The following is a 19,830-nucleotide window of genomic DNA, read 5'->3' on the forward strand; positions in this document are numbered from 1 at the left end:
TGCCCGCAAGCCGCTGTTTTTGCGATATTTCGGCCTGTTGTAACAAAACGGCCCCCAAGTGGGGGCCGTTCGTTTCAGTTTCAGAGGGGAATTATTACAGAAGATCCGGCGGCGTCGCGGCGCGCGACAGCTCTTCTGTAACATTTGCCAGGCTTTCCACCTTGGTCTGCTTTTCGCCCAGACGCCGCACCGAAACGCTGCGCTCCTCGACCTCGCGGTGGCCGACGGCGAGAATGACCGGCACCTTGCCCACGGAGTGTTCGCGGACCTTGTAGTTGATCTTCTCGTTGCGGATGTCAGCCTCGGCCCGCACACCGGCGGCGCGCAGGGTTTCGACCACCTCGTTGACATAGTCATCCGCCTCGGAGGTGATGGAGGCCACCACCACCTGACGCGGCGCCAGCCAGAAGGGCAGCTTGCCCGCGTGTTCCTCGATCAGGATGCCGATGAAACGTTCAAACGAGCCCAATGTGGCGCGGTGCAGCATGAAGGGGCGGTGCTTGCTGCCGTCCTGACCGATGAAATTCGCATCCAGACGTTCCGGCAGGTTGGGGTCCACCTGCAGAGTGCCGCATTGCCAGTTGCGGCCGATGGCGTCGGTCAGGGTGAATTCCAGCTTCGGGCCATAAAAGGCGCCTTCGCCTTCCAGCAGCTCATACTCGTAGCCGGCGGCCTTGCAGGCATCCCCCAGCGCCTTTTCCACCAGATCCCAGCTCTCGTCGCTGCCGATGCGCTTTTCGGGGCGGGTCGACAGTTTGATGGTCCAGTCGTGAAAGCCGAGATCGGCATAGACCTTGGACAGGAAGGCGATGAATTTTGCGGTCTCGGATTCGATCTGATCCTCGGCGCAGAAGATATGGCCATCGTCCTGGGTAAAGCCGCGCACCCGCATGATGCCGTGCAGCGCGCCCGAGGGTTCATAGCGTGCGCAGGAGCCGAACTCCGCCATGCGCAGGGGCAGGTCGCGGTAGGATTTCAGACCCTGATTGAAGACCTGAACGTGGCAGGGGCAGTTCATTGGCTTCAGCGCGTTCACCGCCTTTTCGCGGGCATGATCCTCGTCGACCTCAACGATGAACATGTTTTCCTGGTATTTGTCCCAGTGGCCCGAGGCCTCCCAGAGCTTGCGGTCGACCACCTGCGGCGTGTTGACCTCGACATAGCCGTCGCGGTCCTGCATCCGGCGCATGTAGTCCTGCAGGGTGGTGTAGATTTTCCAGCCGTTGGGGTGCCAGAAGATCTGACCCGGGGCCTCTTCCTGCATGTGGAACAGGTTCATCTCGCGGCCCAGCTTGCGGTGGTCGCGCTTGGCGGCCTCTTCCAGCATGGTCAGATGGGCCTTGAGCTTCTCCTTGCCGGTGAAGGCGACGCCGTAGATGCGCTGCAGCATGGCGCGGTCGCTGTCGCCGCGCCAATAGGCGCCCGCGATGGACATCAGCTTGAACGCGTCGCCCGGCACCTGACCGGTGTGCTGCAGGTGCGGCCCCCGGCAGAGATCCTGCCAGTCGCCGTGCCAGTACATGCGCAGCGGCTCGTCGCCGGGAATGGCGTCGATCAGCTCGACCTTATAGGGCTCGTTATTGTCGGTATAATACTGCACCGCCTTTGCGCGGTCCCAGACCTCGGTGGTCACCGGCTCGCGCTTGTTGATGATCTCTTTCATCTTCTTTTCAATGGTGCCGAGATCTTCGGGGGTGAAGGGCTCCTTGCGGTCGAAATCGTAATACCAGCCGTTCTCGATCACCGGGCCGATGGTGACCTTGGTGTCGGGCCAGATCTCCTGCACGGCGCGCGCCATGATATGGGCGAGGTCGTGGCGGATGAGCTCGTTGGCCTGAGCCTCGTCCTTCATGGTGTGAAGGGCGATCGCGGCGTCGGCAGTGATCGGCCACTGGAGATCCCAGTGCTGACCGTCCACGGTGGCGGAGATGGCCTTTTTGGCAAGCGAGGTGGAGATGTCGGCGGCGACCTCGGCAGGGGTGATGCCTGCGTCATAGGACCGTGCGTTGCCATCGGGGAATGTAAGGGAGACTTGGGCCATTATCTTGGCTCTCCTCGTCGGTTTGGCGCCCACTGAACGCCCGGTTGCGGGTTATATGTGTGAGAGCTGTTTGGCGGAGGGGGGCGGTGAGGTCAAGGTAGCGGGCGCAAAAAGGCGGGTGTTGTGGGCGAGGGGCGCTGCCCCTCGCGCTCCCCGAGGTATTTTGAAAAAGATGAAGGGGGCGGATTTGGCGAATCTCACCACCCATGGCATGTGAGGACGCATGAAGAATTTTGGGAGACAGCCGATGGCGCCGCAATATCTGGAAACCGCCCAAGGGCGACGCATTGCCTATCACAAGACCGACGGGCAGGGTCCCTGCGTGGTGTTCCTAGGGGGGCTGAAGTCCGACATGGAGGGCACCAAGGCGCTGTTTCTGGAAGACTGGGCCAAGGCGCGCGGGCAGGCGTTTTTGCGCTTTGACTACTCGGGGCATGGCGAGAGTTCCGGCAGGTTTGAGGACGGGTGCATCGGTGACTGGCACGAGGACACGCTGGCGGCTGTGGATCAGCTGACACAGGGTGAGATTGTGCCGGTGGGGTCGTCCATGGGTGGGTGGCAGGCGCTGTTGCTGGCGAAGGCGCGGGCTGGGCGGATCAAAGGCATGGTGACCATCGCCGCCGCGCCGGATTTCACCGAAGATGGCTACTGGGCGAATTTCACCGATGTGCAAAAGGACGAGCTGAACACGCGCGGGCGGGTCGAATTGCCGAGTGACTACATGGAGCCCTACGTGGTCACCAAACGGATGATTGAGGATGGCCGCACGCGGTTGGTGCTGCGCGAGGCGCTGGCGTTGCCCTTCCCGGTGCGCTGCCTGCAGGGCACCGACGACTCTGCGGTATCGACCGCGACCGCGTTGCGGCTGTTGGAGCATGCAATCTGTGAGGATATGCGGCTGGAACTGGTGAAAGACGCCGATCACCGGTTCTCGGACGAGGCCTGTCTGCGGTTGATTGCGGAGGCTGTCGCAGAGGTGTGCGCGCAGGGGTGACGCGAGCCCGTTGATGGGTGTTCACATTTTGTTCCAAACTGTGTAAGCTCTGACAATACCCCTCTTTGGGGGTGATATTTTTATGGTGAGGATTTTGAGATGGACCAGAGAGTGAGCCTGATCACGTTGGGTGTGCCGGATGTGGAGGCATCGGCACGGTTTTACGAGGCGCTGGGATGGACGCGGGCGGAGAGCCCCGATGGGGTGATCGCATTTGATCTGATCTCGCAAACCATTGGATTGTACCCGCTGGACAAGCTGGCAGAGGATATGAACCTGCCGGTGGAGGCGCTCGGGACCGGGGCGATGACGCTGAGCTGCAATGTGCGCACCGAAGGCGAGGTGGCCCCGTTGATGGCGCGTGCACAGGAGGCTGGCGCCGAAATCCTGCGCGAGGCGGGGGCGGTGTTCTGGGGCGGCACAATCGGGTATTTTCGAGCGCCGGATGGGCACATCTGGGAGATTGCGCATAATCCGTATTCGCCGCTGGCACCGAATGGGGCGTTTCGCTGGAACGGGTATTGAGGAAGTCACACATTCTTAACCAATTTTACGCAAAGTAAAAAAGTCCTTGCTGCCCCGCACTTTGGGACATGTAGTGAACCCAAGCGCCACTTATAGGCGCGCAGGAAAACGGGCAGATACAGATGAATGAACCAGCGGAGCTGTCGGGGCACCCTGTGGTGGTGGTGCCGGGATTCATGAGTGATGGTCGGATCTGGGAGCCGCAGATCCGATTGCTTTCACGATACGTGCCGGTCACCGTCGCACCGGTGCTGAGCGCGGAGCGGGTCGAGGATGTGGCCGCCTCTCTGCTGGCTCACCTGCCTGCGAAATTTACCGTTATTGGCGCCGGACTTGGCGGGTCCATCGCGATGTCGATGCTTGAGGTTGCGCCGGATCGTATTGCCGGGATCGGGTTGATCGCATCAAGCCCGCTGTCGGAAACCCCGGCCAAGGCGGCCGAGCGGGAACCCTGGATCATCCGTGCACGGTCCGGGCGGTTGCGGGCGGTGATGCAGGATGTCTTTCCCGCGACCAGTCTGGCACCGAGCCCGCTGCGCAGTCAGATCATGGGGCAGATCGCCGATATGGCGGAAGACCTTGGACCCGACATCTTTGTTGCGCAGAGCCGGATGTTGCAACGACGGATCGACCAGCAAGCGACATTGATGCGGGCAGATCAGCCCGGGCTCGTGATCTGCGGGGTGCATGACCAGATCATTCCGGTGAAGCGGCAGATGTTCACCGCCGAATTGATGAAGAACACCCGGATGGAAATGATCGAGGATGCCGGGCATCTTCCGTTGATGGAACAGCCAGATCGTATCTCTGCGATCCTGCACAGCTGGATCGTTGGAGACGGAGCTGCGCGTGAGAGCACCGCCCCGTCGGAACATGAACCGCTTTGGGTCAGCCGACGGTCGCGCCGTAATTTCCAGCCGTCACCTGTGGCCTCGCAAGTGATAGAGCCCGTGCCAGAAGAGATTTTGCAGCTGACGCCAGCGCTGAGGGCAAGCGCCTGATATCGCGCATGATGCGGTGACACACGGGCGGCGGCTCCCCTGTGGGCAGCCTACCTGCCGCGCAGGTCAGGTCTCGCGGGCCTTTGGTCAAACGGGAAGGCGCCCCCAACGACACCGCCAGCTGATTATGCGCGCGCAGCGACGATTGAGGGACGTGCGGGCAGTCTAGGTTGGGGGAGGCGTTGCACCGCTTGCCACCCCTTGCCGAGCACAGGCAAGGCAGGGGCGCGAAGCTATTCCCCTGCGGTGAGGGCGCGCCGTTCGGATTTCGTCAGGATCAGCGGTTCCGCCTTCGGTGCGCCGCTGTCTATGTCAAACAGCGGCGTCTGCCGCCAGCGTCCGGAGGCCCAGGCAGAGATCATGCGACTGGCAAGTTTCATGGTCATACGTGCCGCGCCTTCGTGTTTGGGAGGTTTGCCCGGCTGCGGGATGAAGGCCTGCGCGATCACCTTGCCGAGCTGGTCGGGGTCATCAAAAAGGGCGGATCGCACCGCGATGAACGGCAGCTTTGGTTTGCCCAGACTGTTGAACAGTGGCGTGCCGCAGCAGCCCGCATACCAACGCAAAAGACCCTTGGGGGACAGTTTCAGCAGCTGCAGATGCTCTGCACCTTGGTCGATGGTCACCATGTCAGGGTTGAGTTGCAGCAGGTCGACGCCGGTGTCCTTGGGGTCCGGACAGCCATGATACAGCTCCACCGCGCGGCAGTCCGCGCAGTGGCAGAGGATACGTGTGCCCTGTTTGACCGACGTCGGCTCGACATGGCCGCAGAGGCTGCCGCAGGCGCAGGCAAAGCGAAGGGGCGCTGACATCACGGTTCTCCGGCTTATTGTGCAGCCTGGGCGGGTTTGGCGGCCGCCTTGCGCGCAGGTTTGCGGGCATTTGCGTCCATGAATTCAATCACCAGCGGGCGGATGTTGTTGCGCCAGGAACGGCCCGCAAAAATGCCGTAGTGGCCAGCGTCAGGCTCGACATGGCTGGCCTTTTTGCTGTCAGGCAGGCCGGTGCAGAGATCCAGCGCGGCGATGCATTGGCCAGGCGCGGAGATGTCGTCCTTTGCGCCTTCGACGGTTTTGACCGCCACATCGGTGATCTTGCCGATGTCGACCTTATGACCATCCACCACAAATTCGTTCTTGGCGATTTCGCGATTCTTGAAAACCCGCTCGACGGTGGAGAGGTAGAACTCGGCCGGCATGTCCATGACCGCGAGATATTCGTCGTAGAACCGGTTGTGGGCATCGTGGTCCGTGGCGTCGCCTTGGCTGACCCGCATGATCTGCTCGGAGAAGGCCTTGGAGTGGCGGTCCATATTCATCGACATGAAAGACGACAGCTGCAGCAGGCCGGGATAGACCGCTCGGCCCACGCCCTTGTATTTGAAACCGACGCGCTGGATCATGGTCTGTTCAAGCTGGCCCATGGTGACGCGATGACCAAAATCTGTTACATCTGTCGGAGTCGCGTCCGGGTCCACCGGGCCACCGATCAGGGTCAGGGACGTGGGCTGGGCCTTGGGCTCCATCTCGGCGAGATAGGCAGTGGCCGCCAGCGTCAGGGGGGCAGGTTGGCAGACTGCAACCACATGGGTGTCAGGGCCAAGCTCGCGCATGAAATCAACGAGGTAGAGGGTGTAATCTTCCACGTCGAACTTGCCGGCAGAGACCGGAATGTCGCGGGCGTTGTGCCAGTCCGTCACATAAACTTCGCAGTTTTCAATGAGGCTTTTGACCGTGGAGCGCAGGAGGGTGGCGTAATGGCCGGACATCGGCGCAACAACCAGAACCTTGCGGGGTTGTTCGGGGCGGTCAGTGACCCGGAAGTGGATCAGGTCGCCAAACGGCTTTTCAACAACCGTGTCGACCTCGACCAGGTGATCCTTGCCATCGTTCAGCGTGGTGACATGGATACCCCAGTCGGGTTTGGCCACCATGCGTTTGAAACTGCGTTCGGTGACCTCGCCCCAACCAGCCAGCCAGCTCAGCATCGGGTTGGGCAGGGCGGCGAAGGCCGGATAGGAGGCCATGGACTGCGCCGTCGCGCCCAGCCACTGGTTCGTGTTCCGAACCGTCTCCATCAGGTCGTAGGACATCATGTAGCGCATACGCGTCTCCTTGGCGGTGCTTTTCGTGCCGCGGTTTGAGCCCGAGTGTGCCGGATCATTCCGGCGGATTCGGACCTTGGGTCGCTTTGCCGTAGAATGGCAGGGCAAGTATTCTGCACAGCAGAAAGATTAAGAGGGTTTCCTTAAGATGACAACAACCGACAAGGCTATTGAAGCAACCTCCGCGGAACAGATTGACCAGCTTAAGGAAAATCTTGAACGCGTGGAGCAGCTGTCCAAGCGCCTGATAGAGGTAATGGCGCATAAGAAGACCCATAACCCCGGATTGGACGCTCCGAATCAAGAGCTTTTCGCACGTGCAGCATCGTCCTATTGGGCCGCGATGGCACAAAACCCCTCTCGGTTGCTGGAACAGCAGGTGCAGTTCTGGGGCAAGTCGGTCGAGAATTTTGCCGAAGCACAGAAAGCCATGGCTGGCGCCCTGCAAGGCGCACCCGAAGAAGCTGATGCGCCCCGCCCGGCAGATCGCCGCTTTGCCAATCCGATGTGGGAGAACAATCCCTATTTCAGATTTGTGCGCGATCAGTATCTGACCAATGCCGAGACGATCCGCACCGCCGTCGAGGAGGTCGAGGATCTGGACCGGGTGGACCGGCAGCGGTTGAGCTATTTTTCTGATCAGATCATCAATATGATGGCGCCGACGAATTTCCTCGCGACGAACCCGGATGCGCTGGAAAAGGCACTGGAGACGGACGGCCAGTCGCTGATTGACGGGCTGGAGAACCTGGTTGCGGATCTGGAGGCCAACGATGGCGAGCTGATCGTGCGGCTGGCGGATGACACGGCCTTTGAAATCGGTCGCAATATCGCCACCAGCCCCGGTGACGTGGTGTTCCGCAATCGGATGATGGAGCTCATTCACTATCGGCCGACGACAGAGACCGTGCATGAGACGCCGATCGTGCTGTTCCCGCCTTGGATCAACAAGTTCTACATCCTCGACCTCAAGGAAAAGAACAGCCTGATCAAGTGGATTACCGACCAAGGCTATAGCCTGTTTGTCGTCTCCTGGGTCAATCCGAATGAGGATTATGCGGATATCGGCATGGAGGACTACGTCGAGGACGGGTTCCTGAAGGCGATCCAGGTGGTCAAGGAGATCTGCGGCACCAAACAGGTCAATGCGGTGGGCTATTGCATTGCCGGCACGACGCTGAGCCTGACCCTGTCCCTGATGAAGAAGCGCGGTGACAAATCGGTGAAATCCGCGACTTTCTTTACCGCGCTGACGGATTTTTCCGATCAGGGGGATTTTACCCCCTTCCTTCAGAACGACTTTGTCGATGCGATCGAGGAGGAGATCGGTGACGACGGGATCATGCCACATTACATCATGGCGCGGACCTTCTCTTATCTGCGCGCCAATGATCTGGTGTATGGACCGGCGATCCGCAGCTACATGATGGGCGAAACCCCTCCCGCCTTCGATCTGCTCTATTGGAACGGGGACGGGGCCAATCTGCCGGGTCGGATGGCGGTGCAGTACCTGCGCGGGCTGTGTCAGAGCAACCAGTTCGCGGACGGCGGGTTTGAGCTGTTTGGCGAGACGCTGCACCTGCGCGATGTGGATGTGCCGTTGATGTCGATCACCTGCGAGACCGACCACATTGCCGCCTGGAAGCAATGCTATCGCGGCGTGCAGCAGATGGGATCGCGCTCCAAGACATTTGTTGTCAGCCAGTCGGGCCATATCGCTGGGATCGTGAACCCGGTCAGCCGCAACAAATACGGCCATTATGTCAACGACGACCTGAAGGCGGACGCAGACGAATGGATGGCGGGCGCGCGCTTTACCGAAGGGTCCTGGTGGCCGCGTTGGGGCAGCTGGCTGAAGACGCGATCCGGCAAGCAGGTCCCCGCCCGGGTGCCGGGGGCGCATGCGTCCTATCCGGCGTTGGACGCCGCACCGGGCCAATATGTGCGCGCCAAAGCAAGGTCCTGAGGGGGGGCGGAATGTACAGCACATCTGCTGGGCCGAGGTGGTCGAAAAGCTGATTGCCTGACGTCGCTCTCTCTGGCGTGTCTATAGAGGCCTGCGCTGCAGGATACCGAGGGCGCGCGCTACGGATGCGCTGGAGACCTGTGCCTCAATGCGCATCGCTAACGTAAAACTAAGATGAAATTTCTGCGACGCAGCAAATTTTGCTTGAAATGCTGCGCTGCAGCATGCATATTGATCTCAACAGCGGGGCGGTTCCCGCTAGGACCCTCCTGATCGGACGCGTTCCGAAGGATCGTAACAAAGGAATGAGTACCATGGCTAAGACCCAAGATTTTTCCGCGATGATGAAAGACATGATGGCTTCCTTCCCGGTTGACACCTCCGCGATGGAAGACTTCTTCAAGAACACTGCCGCTCTGAACGAGAAGCTCTCCTCCGTTGCGCTGGACGCGGCCGAGAAAAACGCCGAGATCTCCAGCAAGTGGACCAAAGACACTCTGGCGAAGATGAGCGATATCTCCAAGGCGAAAGCCGATCCGGCCGACTACGCCAAATCGGCAACCGATTTTGCATCTTCCTCCGCTGAAGTTGCAGCCGAGAACATGGCAGCCTTCGCCGAAGTTGCCAAAAAGGTTCAGATGGACACCGTCGAGCTGATGATGTCGGCTGGCAAGGACATGTCTGAAGAGGCATCTGCTGCTGTGAAGAAGGCCACTGAAGAGGTCTCCACCGCTGCCAAGAAAGCCGCTGCCGCGAAATAATCGCCAGCGAGAACGTGCGGGGGCCCGTTCAGCTCTCCTCCCAACCAACGGGACCCCGAAGAAAAGGGCAGGCCGCGCGCCTGCCCTTTTTTGTGTCTGAGAGCCTGGCAATCAGTGTTGGGCGCAAGGGGCACTTCCGGGGCCGACGAGGCACGCGGTCTGGCTGGCCCCCTCGAAAGCCGTGCATCGGGACCGGTCCGACGGATCTTCGCTTGTGATGATGGAGGCCTTCGGTGAGCGGGGGGACGGGGTGCGGACCTTCAAAGTGAGACAACAGCGGCATTCACAGAGAGTCTGTGTCCTCTCAAGAGTGCGTTGCACTTGATCCGCCTCCAACGGTGAAAGGGGGGGGCTCAGCAGCATCTCCTTTTGCTTTCAGTGCTTTCTTTTTATGACAGCCTCGCCTAGGGTTTTTGCAACGCGCACATTTCCCGGGGAGAAGAGAATGGCGGAACAGGATAAGCCTCTGCTCATTAAACGCTATGCCAGCCGCAGGCTCTACAATACCGAGACCAGCGATTACGTGACGCTCGAAGATGTCGCAGGTTTTATCCGGGACGGGCGCGAGGTGCAGATCCTTGACCTGAAAACGGGGGATGACCTCACCCGCCAGTATCTGTTGCAGATCATTGCCGAGCATGAGAGCCGCGGCGAAAACGTGTTGCCGGTGAATGTGCTCAACGACCTGGTGCGCAGCTATATGGTGCCGGGTGGCGGTGTGATGCCGCAGTTTCTGCAGGCGTCTTTCGATATGCTGCGCGACAGCCAGTCGAAGATGATGGAGAATATGACGGCGATCAATCCGATGGCGCAGATGCCCGGCTTCGAGGCCATGAAAACCCAGCAGGAGGCGTTCTTGAAGGCGATGACCGGCGGAATGAGTGGCGGCTGGACTGGCGGCGGCGAGGATAATGATAGCGGCGAGAGCGAAGACGATTTGAACACCATCAAGCGCCAGCTCGCGGAGCTGCAGGAAAAACTCTCAAAGCTGAGTTGAGGGCGTCTGCTCCTTAGCTGAGTCTGTAGAAAGCCCCGGTTTTCCGGGGCTTTTTTTGCGCAATGCTTGCGACCGGGCCCCCTTGCAGCGCGCCGCAGGCGCGCTGCAAGGCCCAAGGGGCGGCCTGACATCTTTGATGTCAGGCGCGACGCGCGGGAGCGCTCCCGCCCAGCGGCACCGCATCAAAGATGCAGTACCGCCAGTTGGGCCGGGCGCCGCGCTGACGCGCGGCGGCGATGGGCGCGGGAGATGGTGGACATGAAGAAGGGCGCGTCCGGACGCGCCCTTCACAAAGTCAGCGTGTTGCCCCGTCGATCAGGCGGCTTCGCGTGCCATGATCTCCTCAACCGAGGCCAGCAGGATATCCGCGATCACATCCAGTTCTGCCTGTGTCAGACGCACCGGCAGACGTACATCGCAGGCCTGCATCAGCATGGCGCGGGTTTCCGGCAGCTCCGGCAGATCCTTGAGGAATTGCCAGTTCCAGAACGCCCGGGCGTTGTCGGTGGAACGACCAAAGATCTGCACCTTTATGCCCTTGTCCGCCGTAGCCTGCGCAAAATCTGCGATCTGCGTATCAGTCATGCCGACCAGATTGAACTGGATCGAATCCGGCGCGCGACGCTCGGGCGCCAGCGGTGCGGGCACGTGGAAATTGGCATGGGCGTTCAGCTTTGCAGCCACGTAATCGTGGTTCTTCAGCCCATCGGCAACGCGGCGGGCAAGCTCAGGGATCTGTGGGCGGATCACCACGGCAGAGAGGTTGCTCATGCGCAGGTTATACAGCGGCAGCAGGTTCTGCCAGCGCCCGAAGGCCTCGGCCAGCGCGGTGCCATTGTCGCCGCGCGCCGGTTTGTGTTTCTGCCAGTTGTGTTCATAGGCGCCGGACATGATTACCGCGCGGGCCACGAGATCGGCGTCATCGGTCACCAGAATGCCACCTTCGCCAGCGTTCAGCATCTTGTAGGACTGGAAGGAGAAACAGCCGACATGGCCGATAGTGCCGATGTTGCGCCCGTGCCAGGTGGTGCCCAGCGAATGGGCCGCATCCTCCACCACGGGGATGTCACGCGCATCGCACAACGCCATGATCGCATCCATGTCGGAGGTATGCCCGCGCATGTGCGAAATGATCACGGCAGAGATGTCCTGATCCAGCTTGGCGGCAAAGTCGTCCATGTTGATGCGGTAGTTCTCACCCACCTCGCAGAGCACCGGCACGCAGTCCGCATGCACCACCGAGGAGGGCACCGCGGCAAAGGTAAAGCCGGGGATCAGCACGCGGGCATCGCGGGGCAGGTCCAGCGCTTTCAGCGACAGGAACAGCGCCGCGGAACAGGACGAGACCGCCAGCGCATATTTGCTGCCCAGAAGTGTGGCAAACTCCGTCTCCAGCAAGGACACCGGTGCATCCTTTGGTGCGGTGTAGCGAAACAGGTCGCCCGATTGCATCAAGGCCTCGATCGCCTCGCGCGCAGCCTCGGGGATGGGTTCACCCTGATGCACATTCGGAACTTGGACGTTCGGGACCTGGGAATTGGGGGCCTGGCTCATATTTCAAAATCCTGAATTTACCTTTTCAGAAATATAAAACAATGACGTCGAGAAGCCAAGGATTCCCCTGTGCTCAGGCACTTGCGGGGTGCAAATTTCACGAAATTGTTGCCTTGGGGCAGGGATGTCGCGCCCAAAACTCGGCCAAAGGAGCGATGTGGCGCGCGGCGGCAGCACCGGAGATTCGCTGTCTTCAGCTCTGCTTCATTTCAGGCGAATGGGGGCGTGACCCGTCTTCATCTTTACAAAAATACCTCGGGGGTCCGGGGGCAGCGCCCCCGGCCGAGATCAGAGGCCGAGCCGATCGCGCAGGGAAAACCAGGTCATCGCCAGCGCCAGCAGCGGCGTGCGCATCTTGGGCCCACCCGGGAAAGGGGCGGTGGGAATGCGCGCCATGGTGTTGAACCCGTCGCTTTGGCCGGCAATGGCTTCGGCCATCAGACGGCCCGCATGGGTAGCGGTGCCGACGCCATGGCCAGAATAACCCGAGGCCGACAGGATGCGCGGCGAGACCCGCGCCAGATAGGGCAGGCGTTTCATGGTGATAGCCAGCGTGCCGCCCCAGGCGTAGTCGATCTTCACGTCGCGCAGATGCGGAAAGATCTCCGTCATCGGCCGGCGCACTTTGGCGGCGACATCGCTGGGAAAGCGATAGCCATAGCTCTCGCCTCCGCCGAACAGCAGCCGCTTGTCATGGCTGAGCCGGAAGTAGTTGACCACGAACTTGCTGTCGGCCACCGCCACGTCGCGGGCGAGCACCCGGGCGGCGTCATCGCCCAGCGGTTCAGTGGCGGCGACAAAATTGTTGATCGGCATCACCCGCGCAGCAACCTGATCGTTCAGCCCGCCGAGATAGCCGTTGCAGGCCAGTATCAGATGGTTGGCGCGCACCGTGCCCTCGCCGGTGCGGACCTCCACCTGCGGGCCGTCCTCGATGGCGAAGACCTCGCTGCGCTCATAGATCTGCACCCCGGCCGCAGCGGCAGCGCGTGCCAGACCAAGCGCGTAGTTCAGCGGATGCAGATGCCCGGCGCCGTGATCCAGCACGCCGCCAACATAGGCCGGCGAGGGGCACATGGCGTGGCATGCCTCCTGATCGAGGATCTCGATCTGGTCGTAACCATAAGCGTCCTGCAGGTGACGGCCATAGTCATGCAGATGCCGCACCTCGCGGGCGCTGTCGGCGGTCCAGGCGACGCCGGGTTTCAGATGACAGTCAATATCATGTTTGGCGATCAACCCCTTGACCAGGTCCTTGGCCTCTTCGCCCAGGGTCCAGAGCTTGGCGGCATCCTCGCGTCCCACCATGCGCTCCAGCACCTCTTGGTCCTGACGCTGGCCGGAGCCCAGCTGGCCACCATTGCGCCCGGAGGCGCCAAAGCCTACCCGTTGCGCATCCAGCAGCACCACCTTGCGGCCCGCTTCGGCCAGATGCAGCGCTGCCGACAGGCCGGTGTAGCCCGCGCCCACAATGCAGACATCCGCCCGTACGCCCCCCGACAGCGACGGATAATGCACCCCCGGCGTCGCGGTGGCGGCATACCAGCTTTCGGGATATTTGCCGGGGCGGTCATTTGCGTGCAACAGGTTCAGCGCCATCGGGTCGGCCTCATGGGTCTGCCACCCCTGAGGTTCAAACGCAGGGGGCTGGTCTTTCAACTTCTCATAAATATCCATTGGCGCCACGCCCAGGACGGGGCGCGGCGCCAATGGATCAGACGTTCAGCAGCAGATGCTCGCGCTCCCATGGCGAGATAACCTGCAGGAACTCCTCGTATTCAGCCCGTTTCACGCAGCTGTAAACGCGGGCAAAGTCGGGGCCAAGCACCTCGTGCAGCGCCTTGGCCTCGTCAAAAAGATCCAGCGCCTGGCCCATCACCTGGGGAATGTCGCCATCGCCCTCATAGGCATCGCCCTTGAACTGGCGGGTGGGGCGGCGCTCTTCCATTAGGCCGAGATAGCCGCAGGCCAGCGACACCGCGATGCCGAGGTAGGGGTTGCAGTCCATCCCTGCGATGCGGTTTTCCACCCGACGCGCCGCCGGTCCCGACAGCGGGATGCGGATGCCGGTGGTGCGGTTGTCGCGCGCCCATTCCAGGTTGATCGGCGCGGCGTGGTCCTTCACATAACGGCGATAGGAGTTCACATAGGGCGCCATCACCGCGAGACCTGCGGGCAGATAGGTCTGCAGACCGGCGATGAAATGATAGAAAGCATCCGTCTCGCCACCCTGTGGACCGGAGAAGATATTCTCGCCGCTTTCCATGTCGATGATAGAGTGGTGGATGTGCATCGCCGAACCCGGCTCATCTGCGATCGGCTTAGCCATGAAGGTGGCAAAGCAATCGTGGCGCAGCGCCGCCTCGCGGATCAGCCGCTTGAAGTAGAACACCTCATCCGCCAGCTTCACCGGGTCGCCATGGCGCAGGTTGATTTCCAGCTGACCGGCGCCGCCTTCCTGGGTGATGCCGTCGATCTCGAAGCCCTGCGCCTCGGCAAAGTCATAGATGTCGTCAATCACCGGGCCGAATTCATCCACGGCCGTCATGGAATAGGCCTGACGGGCGGCGGCAGGGCGACCAGAGCGGCCCATCATCGGTTCGATGTCGCGGGCAGGGTCGACGTTGCGGGCCACCAGAAAGAACTCCATCTCCGGCGCTACCACAGGTTTCCAACCCTGCGCGTGATAGAGGTCGACGACACGTTTCAGCACGTTGCGCGGGCTGAAGGGCACCGGATTGTCCTCGCGGTCGTAGGCATCATGGATCACCTGAAGGGTCCAGTCGCCGGTCCAAGGGGCGGCCGTGGCTGTGGACATGTCGGGCTTCAGCGTCATGTCCTTTTCGATCCAGCCATCCTCATCCGCCGCATCGGCCCAGTCGCCGGTGATGGTCTGGTAGAAGATGCTGTCGGGCAGGTGGAAATAATCCTGCTTGGCAAATTTCGACGCTGGCACCGCCTTGCCTCGGGCGATGCCCGGAAGGTCCGAGATAACGCATTCAACCTCGTCGAGACGACGGCCCTCCAGATAGGTCTTTGCGGCTTCGGGCAGATTTTCCTGCCAGCGCGTCGGGCTCGTCATCGGGTCCTCACTTTCTTGAAGAAGTCGGCAATCTCATTGGCTATTTGCGTTGAGTCGGTGGCGCGGTCGAGGGTCTCTGACGCGGCCTGAAGCTGAGCGTCGGGGACCACGCCCTTGCCGCGGGTCCGCAACAGACCATCGACAAAGGCATTCTGAAATTCGGGGTGCGGCTGCGCGGTCCAGATGTGATCGCCATAGGCCAGAAAGGCATTGGCGCAGAAATCACTCTGGCCGATCACGCGGGCCTCTGCGGGCCTGTCCACCACCTGATCCTGGTGCCAGGCATTCAGCTGCACCGGCGCGCCGTGCAGGCGGTATTCGGTATGGCCAACGCTCCAGCCGCCATCGTATTTCACCACTTTGCCCCCAAGGGCCTGCGCGATGATCTGATGGCCAAAGCAGATGCCGACCAGCGGCATCTTGCGGGCGTGGATCTGGCGGATCAGATCCTCCAGCGGCGGGATCCAGTCGTGGTCCTCATAGGCGCCGAATTTGGAGCCGGTGATCAGCCAGCCGTCGGCGGCCTCGGCCGTATCCGGGAAGACCCCGTCAAGCACCGGATAGGTCTCGAAGCTGAACCCATGCCCCGCAAGCAGCGCGCGGAACATCTCGTCATAATTGCCGGAGGCGGGTTTCAGCTCTTCTGGGGCGTGGCCGGTTTGCAGGATGCCGATCTTCATAAGTCACCAAATATGATCAAAACTGGAGGTTCGCACATCGAACCCATTCTCCGCGGTCATACGGCTTCGAGCCACGAGAGCCAATGGCCCTCTGCCGGCTTCTCTGCAAAGCCCGCAAGCTCCTGGCGTTTTGTCATCACCAGATTGCGGATGGCCATCGGCGGCAAGATGCGCGCGATGAGGGGGCTGTTCTCGAACAGGTCGATGGCCTCGGCCCAGCTGCCAGCAAGCTGCGGCAGGCCTTCGATCTCGTAGATATTGCCCTCTGAGGGGGGCGGGGGCGTGGACCCGTCCTCCATGCCGATGAGCGCCGCGCCAAGGACGGTAGCGAGCATCAGATAAGGGTTGATGTCGCCGCCCGAGACCCGGTGTTCGATCCGGCGGGCCTTGTGGCTGCCGCCGGGAATGCGGATCGCGGCGGTGCGGTTTTCATAGGCCCAGGCGGCGGAGGTGGGCGCATGGGCGCCGGGCACCAGCCGTTCATAGGAGTTGCCATGCGGGGCGAAGACCAGCGTGCTGTCGCGCATGGCGTTGATGCAGCCTGCCACCGCCGCATGCAAGGCGGGCGTGCCCTCGGGGCCGCCATTGTCAAAGATGTTGGTGCCATCAGTGTCGCAGACGGAGAAATGCACATGCATGCCGTTGCCTGCTTCCTCGGCATAAGGTTTCGCCATGAAGGTGGCGGCAAAGCCGTGCTTGCGCGCAACCCCTTTGACCAGCGCCTTAAAGAGCCATGTATCATCGGCGGCGCGCATGGCGTCCTGATGGGTCAGGTTGATCTCGAACTGACCCAGACCGGCCTCGGAAATTGCATCCTGGGCCGGGATGCCCATGGCCTCGGCACCATCATAGAGATCGGTAAAGAAGTCGTCATAGGCGTCCAGCTCAGCAATCGACAGCACCGATTGCTGGTCCAGAGCGCGACCGGTCAGCGGATCAATGGGCGGCAGCGGCTGGCTGCCTGCGTCGTCGATCAGGATGAACTCCAGCTCGGTGGCGGCGGCGACGGTCCAGCCCTTCTCGGTATAGCGGTCGAGCACATGAGCCAGCACCTGACGCGGGTCGCCGAAGAACGGGCGGCCATCTTCATGCACCATCTTCATCGGCACCAGCGCCGAGGGGGTGGCGAGCCAGGGCATCGGCACGGCGCCGCGTTTGGTGGGCAGCAGAATGCCATCGGCGTCGCCGGTTTCAAACACCAGCGGGCTGTCTTCGATGTCACGGCCCCAGATGTCGACGTTGAGAACCGAAAACGGCATGCGGGCGGAGCCTTCACCCAGCTTGTCGGCCATGCCGACGGGGAGGCGTTTGCCGCGCATTTGCCCGTTCAGGTCACAGGCGGCGATACGAATTGTTCTGAGCGCAGAGAAGTCCATGCGCGTGCTCCTTGTCTTGTTGCCCCTACATTGGCGTGACCAATCGAAGCTGGCAAGCAAATTTGATCAAAAAAATTACTCAAGGCAGAATGTGCCGTACTCTTTTGCGACATTTCCGGGTCGCAAACCCGGGAGCGAGGCCGCGGCCACAAAACAAAAAAGGCTCCCGAAGGAGCCTTTGTCGCATAGGAGCCGTGTTAGCCCGGATGTGGTTCAGCGGATCATCTGTGGCTTGAAGCGGACTTTGGTGCGCCGCTCTTGCGGGAGATGCCGGTTCAGCCGGGTGTTGATCGCCCCGAAGACGGCGATGATCACCAGCGTCAGCAGGATGAAGTAGAAGGCGAGAATCGGGTAGGGGACAAAGGGGTTGAACGTCTTGTCCGCGAAATAGTTCGCGTAGTAGAGCGCGTCGCCTTTTTGCCGCCAGGCGGGAAAGCCCGAAAAATACACCAGCGTGGTGGCATGAAAGAGGAAGATGGCCTCATTCGTGTAGGCGGGCCAGGCGAGTCGCATCATGGTGGGCCAGATCACCCGGCGAAAGCGGTGCCAGCCGGACAGCCCATAGGCATCCGCGGCCTCGATATCGCCCTTGGGTATCGAGCGCAGCGCACCGTAGAAGATCTCTGCCGAATAGGCGGAGGTGTTGAGAAACAGTACGATCAACGCCCCGAGCCACGCCGCAGAGAGCGGGTCAAAGATTGGCGACACGCTCTTGAGTGACAGGAACAGGAAGTAGGCAAAGAAGAACTGAATGAACAGCGGCGAGCCGCGGAACACGAAGATGAACCCGTTGGCGGGGCTGCGCAGCCAGCGCCGCGGCGAGTTCTTTGCCATCGCAAGCGCGTTGGCAAAGAAGAACCCGGTGACGATCGCGATCACGCCGAAGTAGACGTTCCAGATCAGTCCGGAGCCGATCAGCACGAATTGTTCACAGAGGGTGAAGTCGCTGCGCGGCAGCAGGCGTTCGCCATAACCGAGCGACCGAAAGGCATAGGCTTGTAGCGTCTCAAAGCAGCTCATGTCGTGGCCTCCGCAGCCGTGCCGGGTTCCTTGCGCTGTGCCTCTCCGGCCAGCGTGGCCTGACCTTTGGACAGGCGGCGCGAGATCCGTGCCAGTACAAGTTCAGAGACCTTGGTGAAGGCGAGGTAGAAGATCAGCAGCGCCAGGAAATACCACATGCGCCAGTCGCCGTGCGGGAAGTCGGTGAACCGTTCGGTCTTGGATCCGCCGAGTTCGCGGGCCCAGTAAACGATGTCTTCCACACCCAGCAGGAACAGAAGCGGCGTGGCCTTGATCAGCACCATCCACAGGTTCGACAGGCCGGGCAGGGCATAGACCCACATCTGCGGCACCAGCACCCGCCAGAACGACTGGCGCGGTGACATGCCGTAGGCCTCGGCGGTTTCGATCTGGGCCCGGGGGACCGCACGCATCGCACCAAACAGGACATTCGCGGCGAAGGCGCCAAAGACGATTGCAAAGGTCAGGACCGCGAGGCTGAAGCCATAGGCCTCATGCACCCATTGGGGGGAATCGTTCAGCGGCATCTTTGCGATCTGGCAGACCACAAAATCATTGCCCTGTCGGATCGGTTCATCCCAGTCAGAGCATTTCACCTTGTGACGCAGCCATTCGATGCCCTGATCGAGCGCAATGACGAAAAACAGGAAGAAGGCGATATCGGGCACACCGCGCACGATGGCGATGTAGCCTTTGCCGAATATGGCCAAGGGGGCAATACGCGAGCGTGCGGCGCTGGCGCCAAAGAACCCGAAGGCCAGCGCCAGTGGCGCAGTGATCGCCAGAAGCAGCAACACGGTCCCGAAAGACAGGTAAAAGCCCATGTGCTTGCCGGTGGTCAGATAACAGCTCAGCCATTGGAAACCCTCCAGGATGGCCGGATCGGAGCAATAGGAAAAAATGGCGGGCCTCGTTTTCTGGCGCGGGATCGCACGCAAGCGCAGCAGGGTGCGCGGGGAAAAGTGGAAAGGGGGCCAATGCCCCCCTTCCGTGTCTCAGTCTGGGGTCAGCGGATCAGAACTGACCTTCGATTTCCCATTTTTCGAGCATGTCGTTCAGGGAACCGTCTTCTTTCATGGAGGCGATCGCGGCGTTGAATTTGCCACGCATCTCGTCGTCGGACTGACGGAAGGCCATGCCGATACCGCCGCCGAGGTAGACGTCGCCGAGGAACACCAGATCACTGGATTCGACGATCGGCGCCAGGAAGTCCTTGTCGGCCATGACCACGTCCGTCTCGCCGGAGTTCACCGCCGCGATGGTTTCATCGGGGGTCGGGAATTCCACTAGGGTTGCGCCGGATTCGGCGACATGCGCGGCCTGGATGGTGCCAGCCTGAGCAGCAACGACGCTGGAGGTCACGTCGACACCTTCGGACAGCGCTGCATAGGCGGAGGGCGATGGCTGGGTGTAGCCTTCGGTGAAGGCAACAACTTCCTTGCGCTCGTCGGTGATCGACATGCCTGCGATGATGGCGTCATAGTTGCCGGACAGCAGGTTCGGAATGATCGAATCCCAGTCGTTGGTGACCCACTCGCAGGTCAGCTCGGCGCGCTTGCACAGCTCGTCACCCAGCTCGCGCTCGAACCCGTCAACTTCGCCAGCATCATTGATGAAGTTGTAGGGAGGGTAGGCGCCCTCGGTGCCGAGGCGAACGGTATCGGCCAGGGCAAATGTTGCGGAGAGAGCCAGCGCGGCAGAGCCGAGAAGCAGAGATTTCATGGTGTTA

Annotated in this window: 17 protein-coding genes; 6 read left to right on the plus strand and 11 right to left on the minus strand. The window is 61.3% G+C overall.

Annotated elements, in window-relative coordinates:
• Positions 1-94: 94 nt before the first annotated feature.
• The gene (gene thrS, locus R0J92_RS03675; RefSeq protein WP_106162795.1) at positions 95-2,041 is read right to left on the minus strand and encodes a threonine--tRNA ligase; all 1,947 of its coding nucleotides are present in this window, start codon (positions 2,039-2,041) and stop codon (positions 95-97) included.
• Between the two features lie 247 nt (positions 2,042-2,288).
• Between thrS and R0J92_RS03680 the strand changes: the two genes are divergently transcribed.
• From R0J92_RS03680 to R0J92_RS03690, 3 genes are all read left to right on the plus strand, one after another.
• Positions 2,289-3,035, plus strand: coding sequence for an alpha/beta hydrolase (locus tag R0J92_RS03680; protein ID WP_411050751.1), 747 nt, complete (start codon positions 2,289-2,291; stop codon positions 3,033-3,035).
• Positions 3,036-3,134: 99 nt separating this feature from the next.
• The gene (locus tag R0J92_RS03685; RefSeq protein ID WP_411050752.1) at positions 3,135-3,560 is read left to right on the plus strand and encodes a VOC family protein; all 426 of its coding nucleotides are present in this window, start codon (positions 3,135-3,137) and stop codon (positions 3,558-3,560) included.
• Between the two features lie 122 nt (positions 3,561-3,682).
• Entirely contained in the window at positions 3,683-4,561 is an 879-nt protein-coding gene (locus R0J92_RS03690) for an alpha/beta fold hydrolase (protein ID WP_411050753.1), read from the plus strand.
• 233 nt (positions 4,562-4,794) lie between these two features.
• On the opposite strand, the gene R0J92_RS03695 is transcribed toward R0J92_RS03690, so the two are convergent.
• Together R0J92_RS03695 and phaZ are read right to left on the minus strand one after the other, a co-directional pair.
• The gene (locus R0J92_RS03695; RefSeq protein ID WP_411050754.1) at positions 4,795-5,373 is read right to left on the minus strand and encodes a DUF6151 family protein; all 579 of its coding nucleotides are present in this window, start codon (positions 5,371-5,373) and stop codon (positions 4,795-4,797) included.
• Positions 5,374-5,387: 14 nt separating this feature from the next.
• Positions 5,388-6,665, minus strand: a complete 1,278-nt coding sequence (gene phaZ, locus R0J92_RS03700; protein WP_106162790.1) for a polyhydroxyalkanoate depolymerase — start codon at positions 6,663-6,665, stop codon at positions 5,388-5,390.
• 148 nt (positions 6,666-6,813) lie between these two features.
• Between phaZ and R0J92_RS03705 the strand changes: the two genes are divergently transcribed.
• The 3 genes from R0J92_RS03705 (at position 6,814) to phaR (ending at position 10,389) form a co-directional block, all read left to right on the plus strand.
• Positions 6,814-8,631 carry a PHA/PHB synthase family protein gene (locus R0J92_RS03705; RefSeq protein WP_411050755.1) on the plus strand — a complete coding sequence of 606 codons (1,818 nt, stop codon included), beginning with the start codon at positions 6,814-6,816 and terminating at the stop codon, positions 8,629-8,631.
• 314 nt (positions 8,632-8,945) lie between these two features.
• Entirely contained in the window at positions 8,946-9,392 is a 447-nt protein-coding gene (locus tag R0J92_RS03710; RefSeq protein WP_106162788.1) for a phasin family protein, read from the plus strand.
• A 445-nt stretch (positions 9,393-9,837) separates the two neighbouring features.
• Positions 9,838-10,389 carry a polyhydroxyalkanoate synthesis repressor PhaR gene (phaR, locus tag R0J92_RS03715; protein WP_106162787.1) on the plus strand — a complete coding sequence of 184 codons (552 nt, stop codon included), beginning with the start codon at positions 9,838-9,840 and terminating at the stop codon, positions 10,387-10,389.
• A 315-nt stretch (positions 10,390-10,704) separates the two neighbouring features.
• On the opposite strand, the gene R0J92_RS03720 is transcribed toward phaR, so the two are convergent.
• The 8 genes from R0J92_RS03720 to R0J92_RS03755 all read right to left on the minus strand — a co-directional run bounded on the left by R0J92_RS03720 (position 10,705) and on the right by R0J92_RS03755 (position 19,823).
• On the minus strand, positions 10,705-11,943 hold the full coding sequence (locus R0J92_RS03720; protein WP_411050756.1) for a DegT/DnrJ/EryC1/StrS family aminotransferase: 1,239 nt from the start codon (positions 11,941-11,943) through the stop codon (positions 10,705-10,707).
• Between the two features lie 288 nt (positions 11,944-12,231).
• The gene (locus tag R0J92_RS03725) at positions 12,232-13,542 is read right to left on the minus strand and encodes an NAD(P)/FAD-dependent oxidoreductase (RefSeq protein ID WP_411050795.1); all 1,311 of its coding nucleotides are present in this window, start codon (positions 13,540-13,542) and stop codon (positions 12,232-12,234) included.
• 115 nt (positions 13,543-13,657) lie between these two features.
• Positions 13,658-15,025, minus strand: a complete 1,368-nt coding sequence (locus R0J92_RS03730) for a glutamine synthetase family protein (protein ID WP_411050757.1) — start codon at positions 15,023-15,025, stop codon at positions 13,658-13,660.
• Complete coding sequence (locus tag R0J92_RS03735; RefSeq protein WP_411050758.1) at positions 15,022-15,705, minus strand: type 1 glutamine amidotransferase; 684 nt, start codon at positions 15,703-15,705, stop codon at positions 15,022-15,024. The genes R0J92_RS03730 and R0J92_RS03735 overlap by 4 nt, the downstream gene beginning before the upstream one ends.
• Before the next feature lie 56 nt (positions 15,706-15,761).
• Entirely contained in the window at positions 15,762-17,081 is a 1,320-nt protein-coding gene (locus R0J92_RS03740; RefSeq protein ID WP_106162782.1) for a glutamine synthetase family protein, read from the minus strand.
• Positions 17,082-17,294: 213 nt separating this feature from the next.
• Entirely contained in the window at positions 17,295-18,101 is an 807-nt protein-coding gene (locus R0J92_RS03745) for an ABC transporter permease (protein ID WP_106162781.1), read from the minus strand.
• The gene (locus R0J92_RS03750) at positions 18,098-19,003 is read right to left on the minus strand and encodes an ABC transporter permease (RefSeq protein WP_106163093.1); all 906 of its coding nucleotides are present in this window, start codon (positions 19,001-19,003) and stop codon (positions 18,098-18,100) included. Before R0J92_RS03750 ends, R0J92_RS03745 begins: the two co-directional genes overlap by 4 nt.
• A 112-nt stretch (positions 19,004-19,115) precedes the next feature.
• Positions 19,116-19,823 carry a transporter substrate-binding domain-containing protein gene (locus tag R0J92_RS03755; RefSeq protein WP_106162780.1) on the minus strand — a complete coding sequence of 236 codons (708 nt, stop codon included), beginning with the start codon at positions 19,821-19,823 and terminating at the stop codon, positions 19,116-19,118.
• Between the last annotated feature and the right edge of the window lie 7 nt (positions 19,824-19,830).

Source organism: Tritonibacter sp. SIMBA_163 (assembly GCF_046535935.1).
Taxonomy (GTDB): Bacteria; Pseudomonadota; Alphaproteobacteria; order Rhodobacterales; family Rhodobacteraceae; genus Epibacterium; species Epibacterium scottomollicae.

Coding starts and splice junctions, on each gene's coding strand:
- phaR (WP_106162787.1), top strand. CDS start 9,838: ATGGCGGAACAGGATAAGCCTCTGCTCATTAAACGCTATGCCAGCCGC.
- thrS (WP_106162795.1), bottom strand. CDS start 2,041: ATGGCCCAAGTCTCCCTTACATTCCCCGATGGCAACGCACGGTCCTAT.
- R0J92_RS03720 (WP_411050756.1), bottom strand. CDS start 11,943: ATGAGCCAGGCCCCCAATTCCCAGGTCCCGAACGTCCAAGTTCCGAAT.
- R0J92_RS03680 (WP_411050751.1), top strand. CDS start 2,289: ATGGCGCCGCAATATCTGGAAACCGCCCAAGGGCGACGCATTGCCTAT.
- R0J92_RS03755 (WP_106162780.1), bottom strand. CDS start 19,823: ATGAAATCTCTGCTTCTCGGCTCTGCCGCGCTGGCTCTCTCCGCAACA.
- R0J92_RS03685 (WP_411050752.1), top strand. CDS start 3,135: ATGGACCAGAGAGTGAGCCTGATCACGTTGGGTGTGCCGGATGTGGAG.
- R0J92_RS03725 (WP_411050795.1), bottom strand. CDS start 13,542: ATGGCGCTGAACCTGTTGCACGCAAATGACCGCCCCGGCAAATATCCC.
- R0J92_RS03730 (WP_411050757.1), bottom strand. CDS start 15,025: ATGACGAGCCCGACGCGCTGGCAGGAAAATCTGCCCGAAGCCGCAAAG.
- R0J92_RS03735 (WP_411050758.1), bottom strand. CDS start 15,705: ATGAAGATCGGCATCCTGCAAACCGGCCACGCCCCAGAAGAGCTGAAA.
- R0J92_RS03740 (WP_106162782.1), bottom strand. CDS start 17,081: ATGGACTTCTCTGCGCTCAGAACAATTCGTATCGCCGCCTGTGACCTG.
- R0J92_RS03745 (WP_106162781.1), bottom strand. CDS start 18,101: ATGAGCTGCTTTGAGACGCTACAAGCCTATGCCTTTCGGTCGCTCGGT.
- phaZ (WP_106162790.1), bottom strand. CDS start 6,665: ATGCGCTACATGATGTCCTACGACCTGATGGAGACGGTTCGGAACACG.
- R0J92_RS03710 (WP_106162788.1), top strand. CDS start 8,946: ATGGCTAAGACCCAAGATTTTTCCGCGATGATGAAAGACATGATGGCT.
- R0J92_RS03690 (WP_411050753.1), top strand. CDS start 3,683: ATGAATGAACCAGCGGAGCTGTCGGGGCACCCTGTGGTGGTGGTGCCG.
- R0J92_RS03695 (WP_411050754.1), bottom strand. CDS start 5,373: ATGTCAGCGCCCCTTCGCTTTGCCTGCGCCTGCGGCAGCCTCTGCGGC.
- R0J92_RS03705 (WP_411050755.1), top strand. CDS start 6,814: ATGACAACAACCGACAAGGCTATTGAAGCAACCTCCGCGGAACAGATT.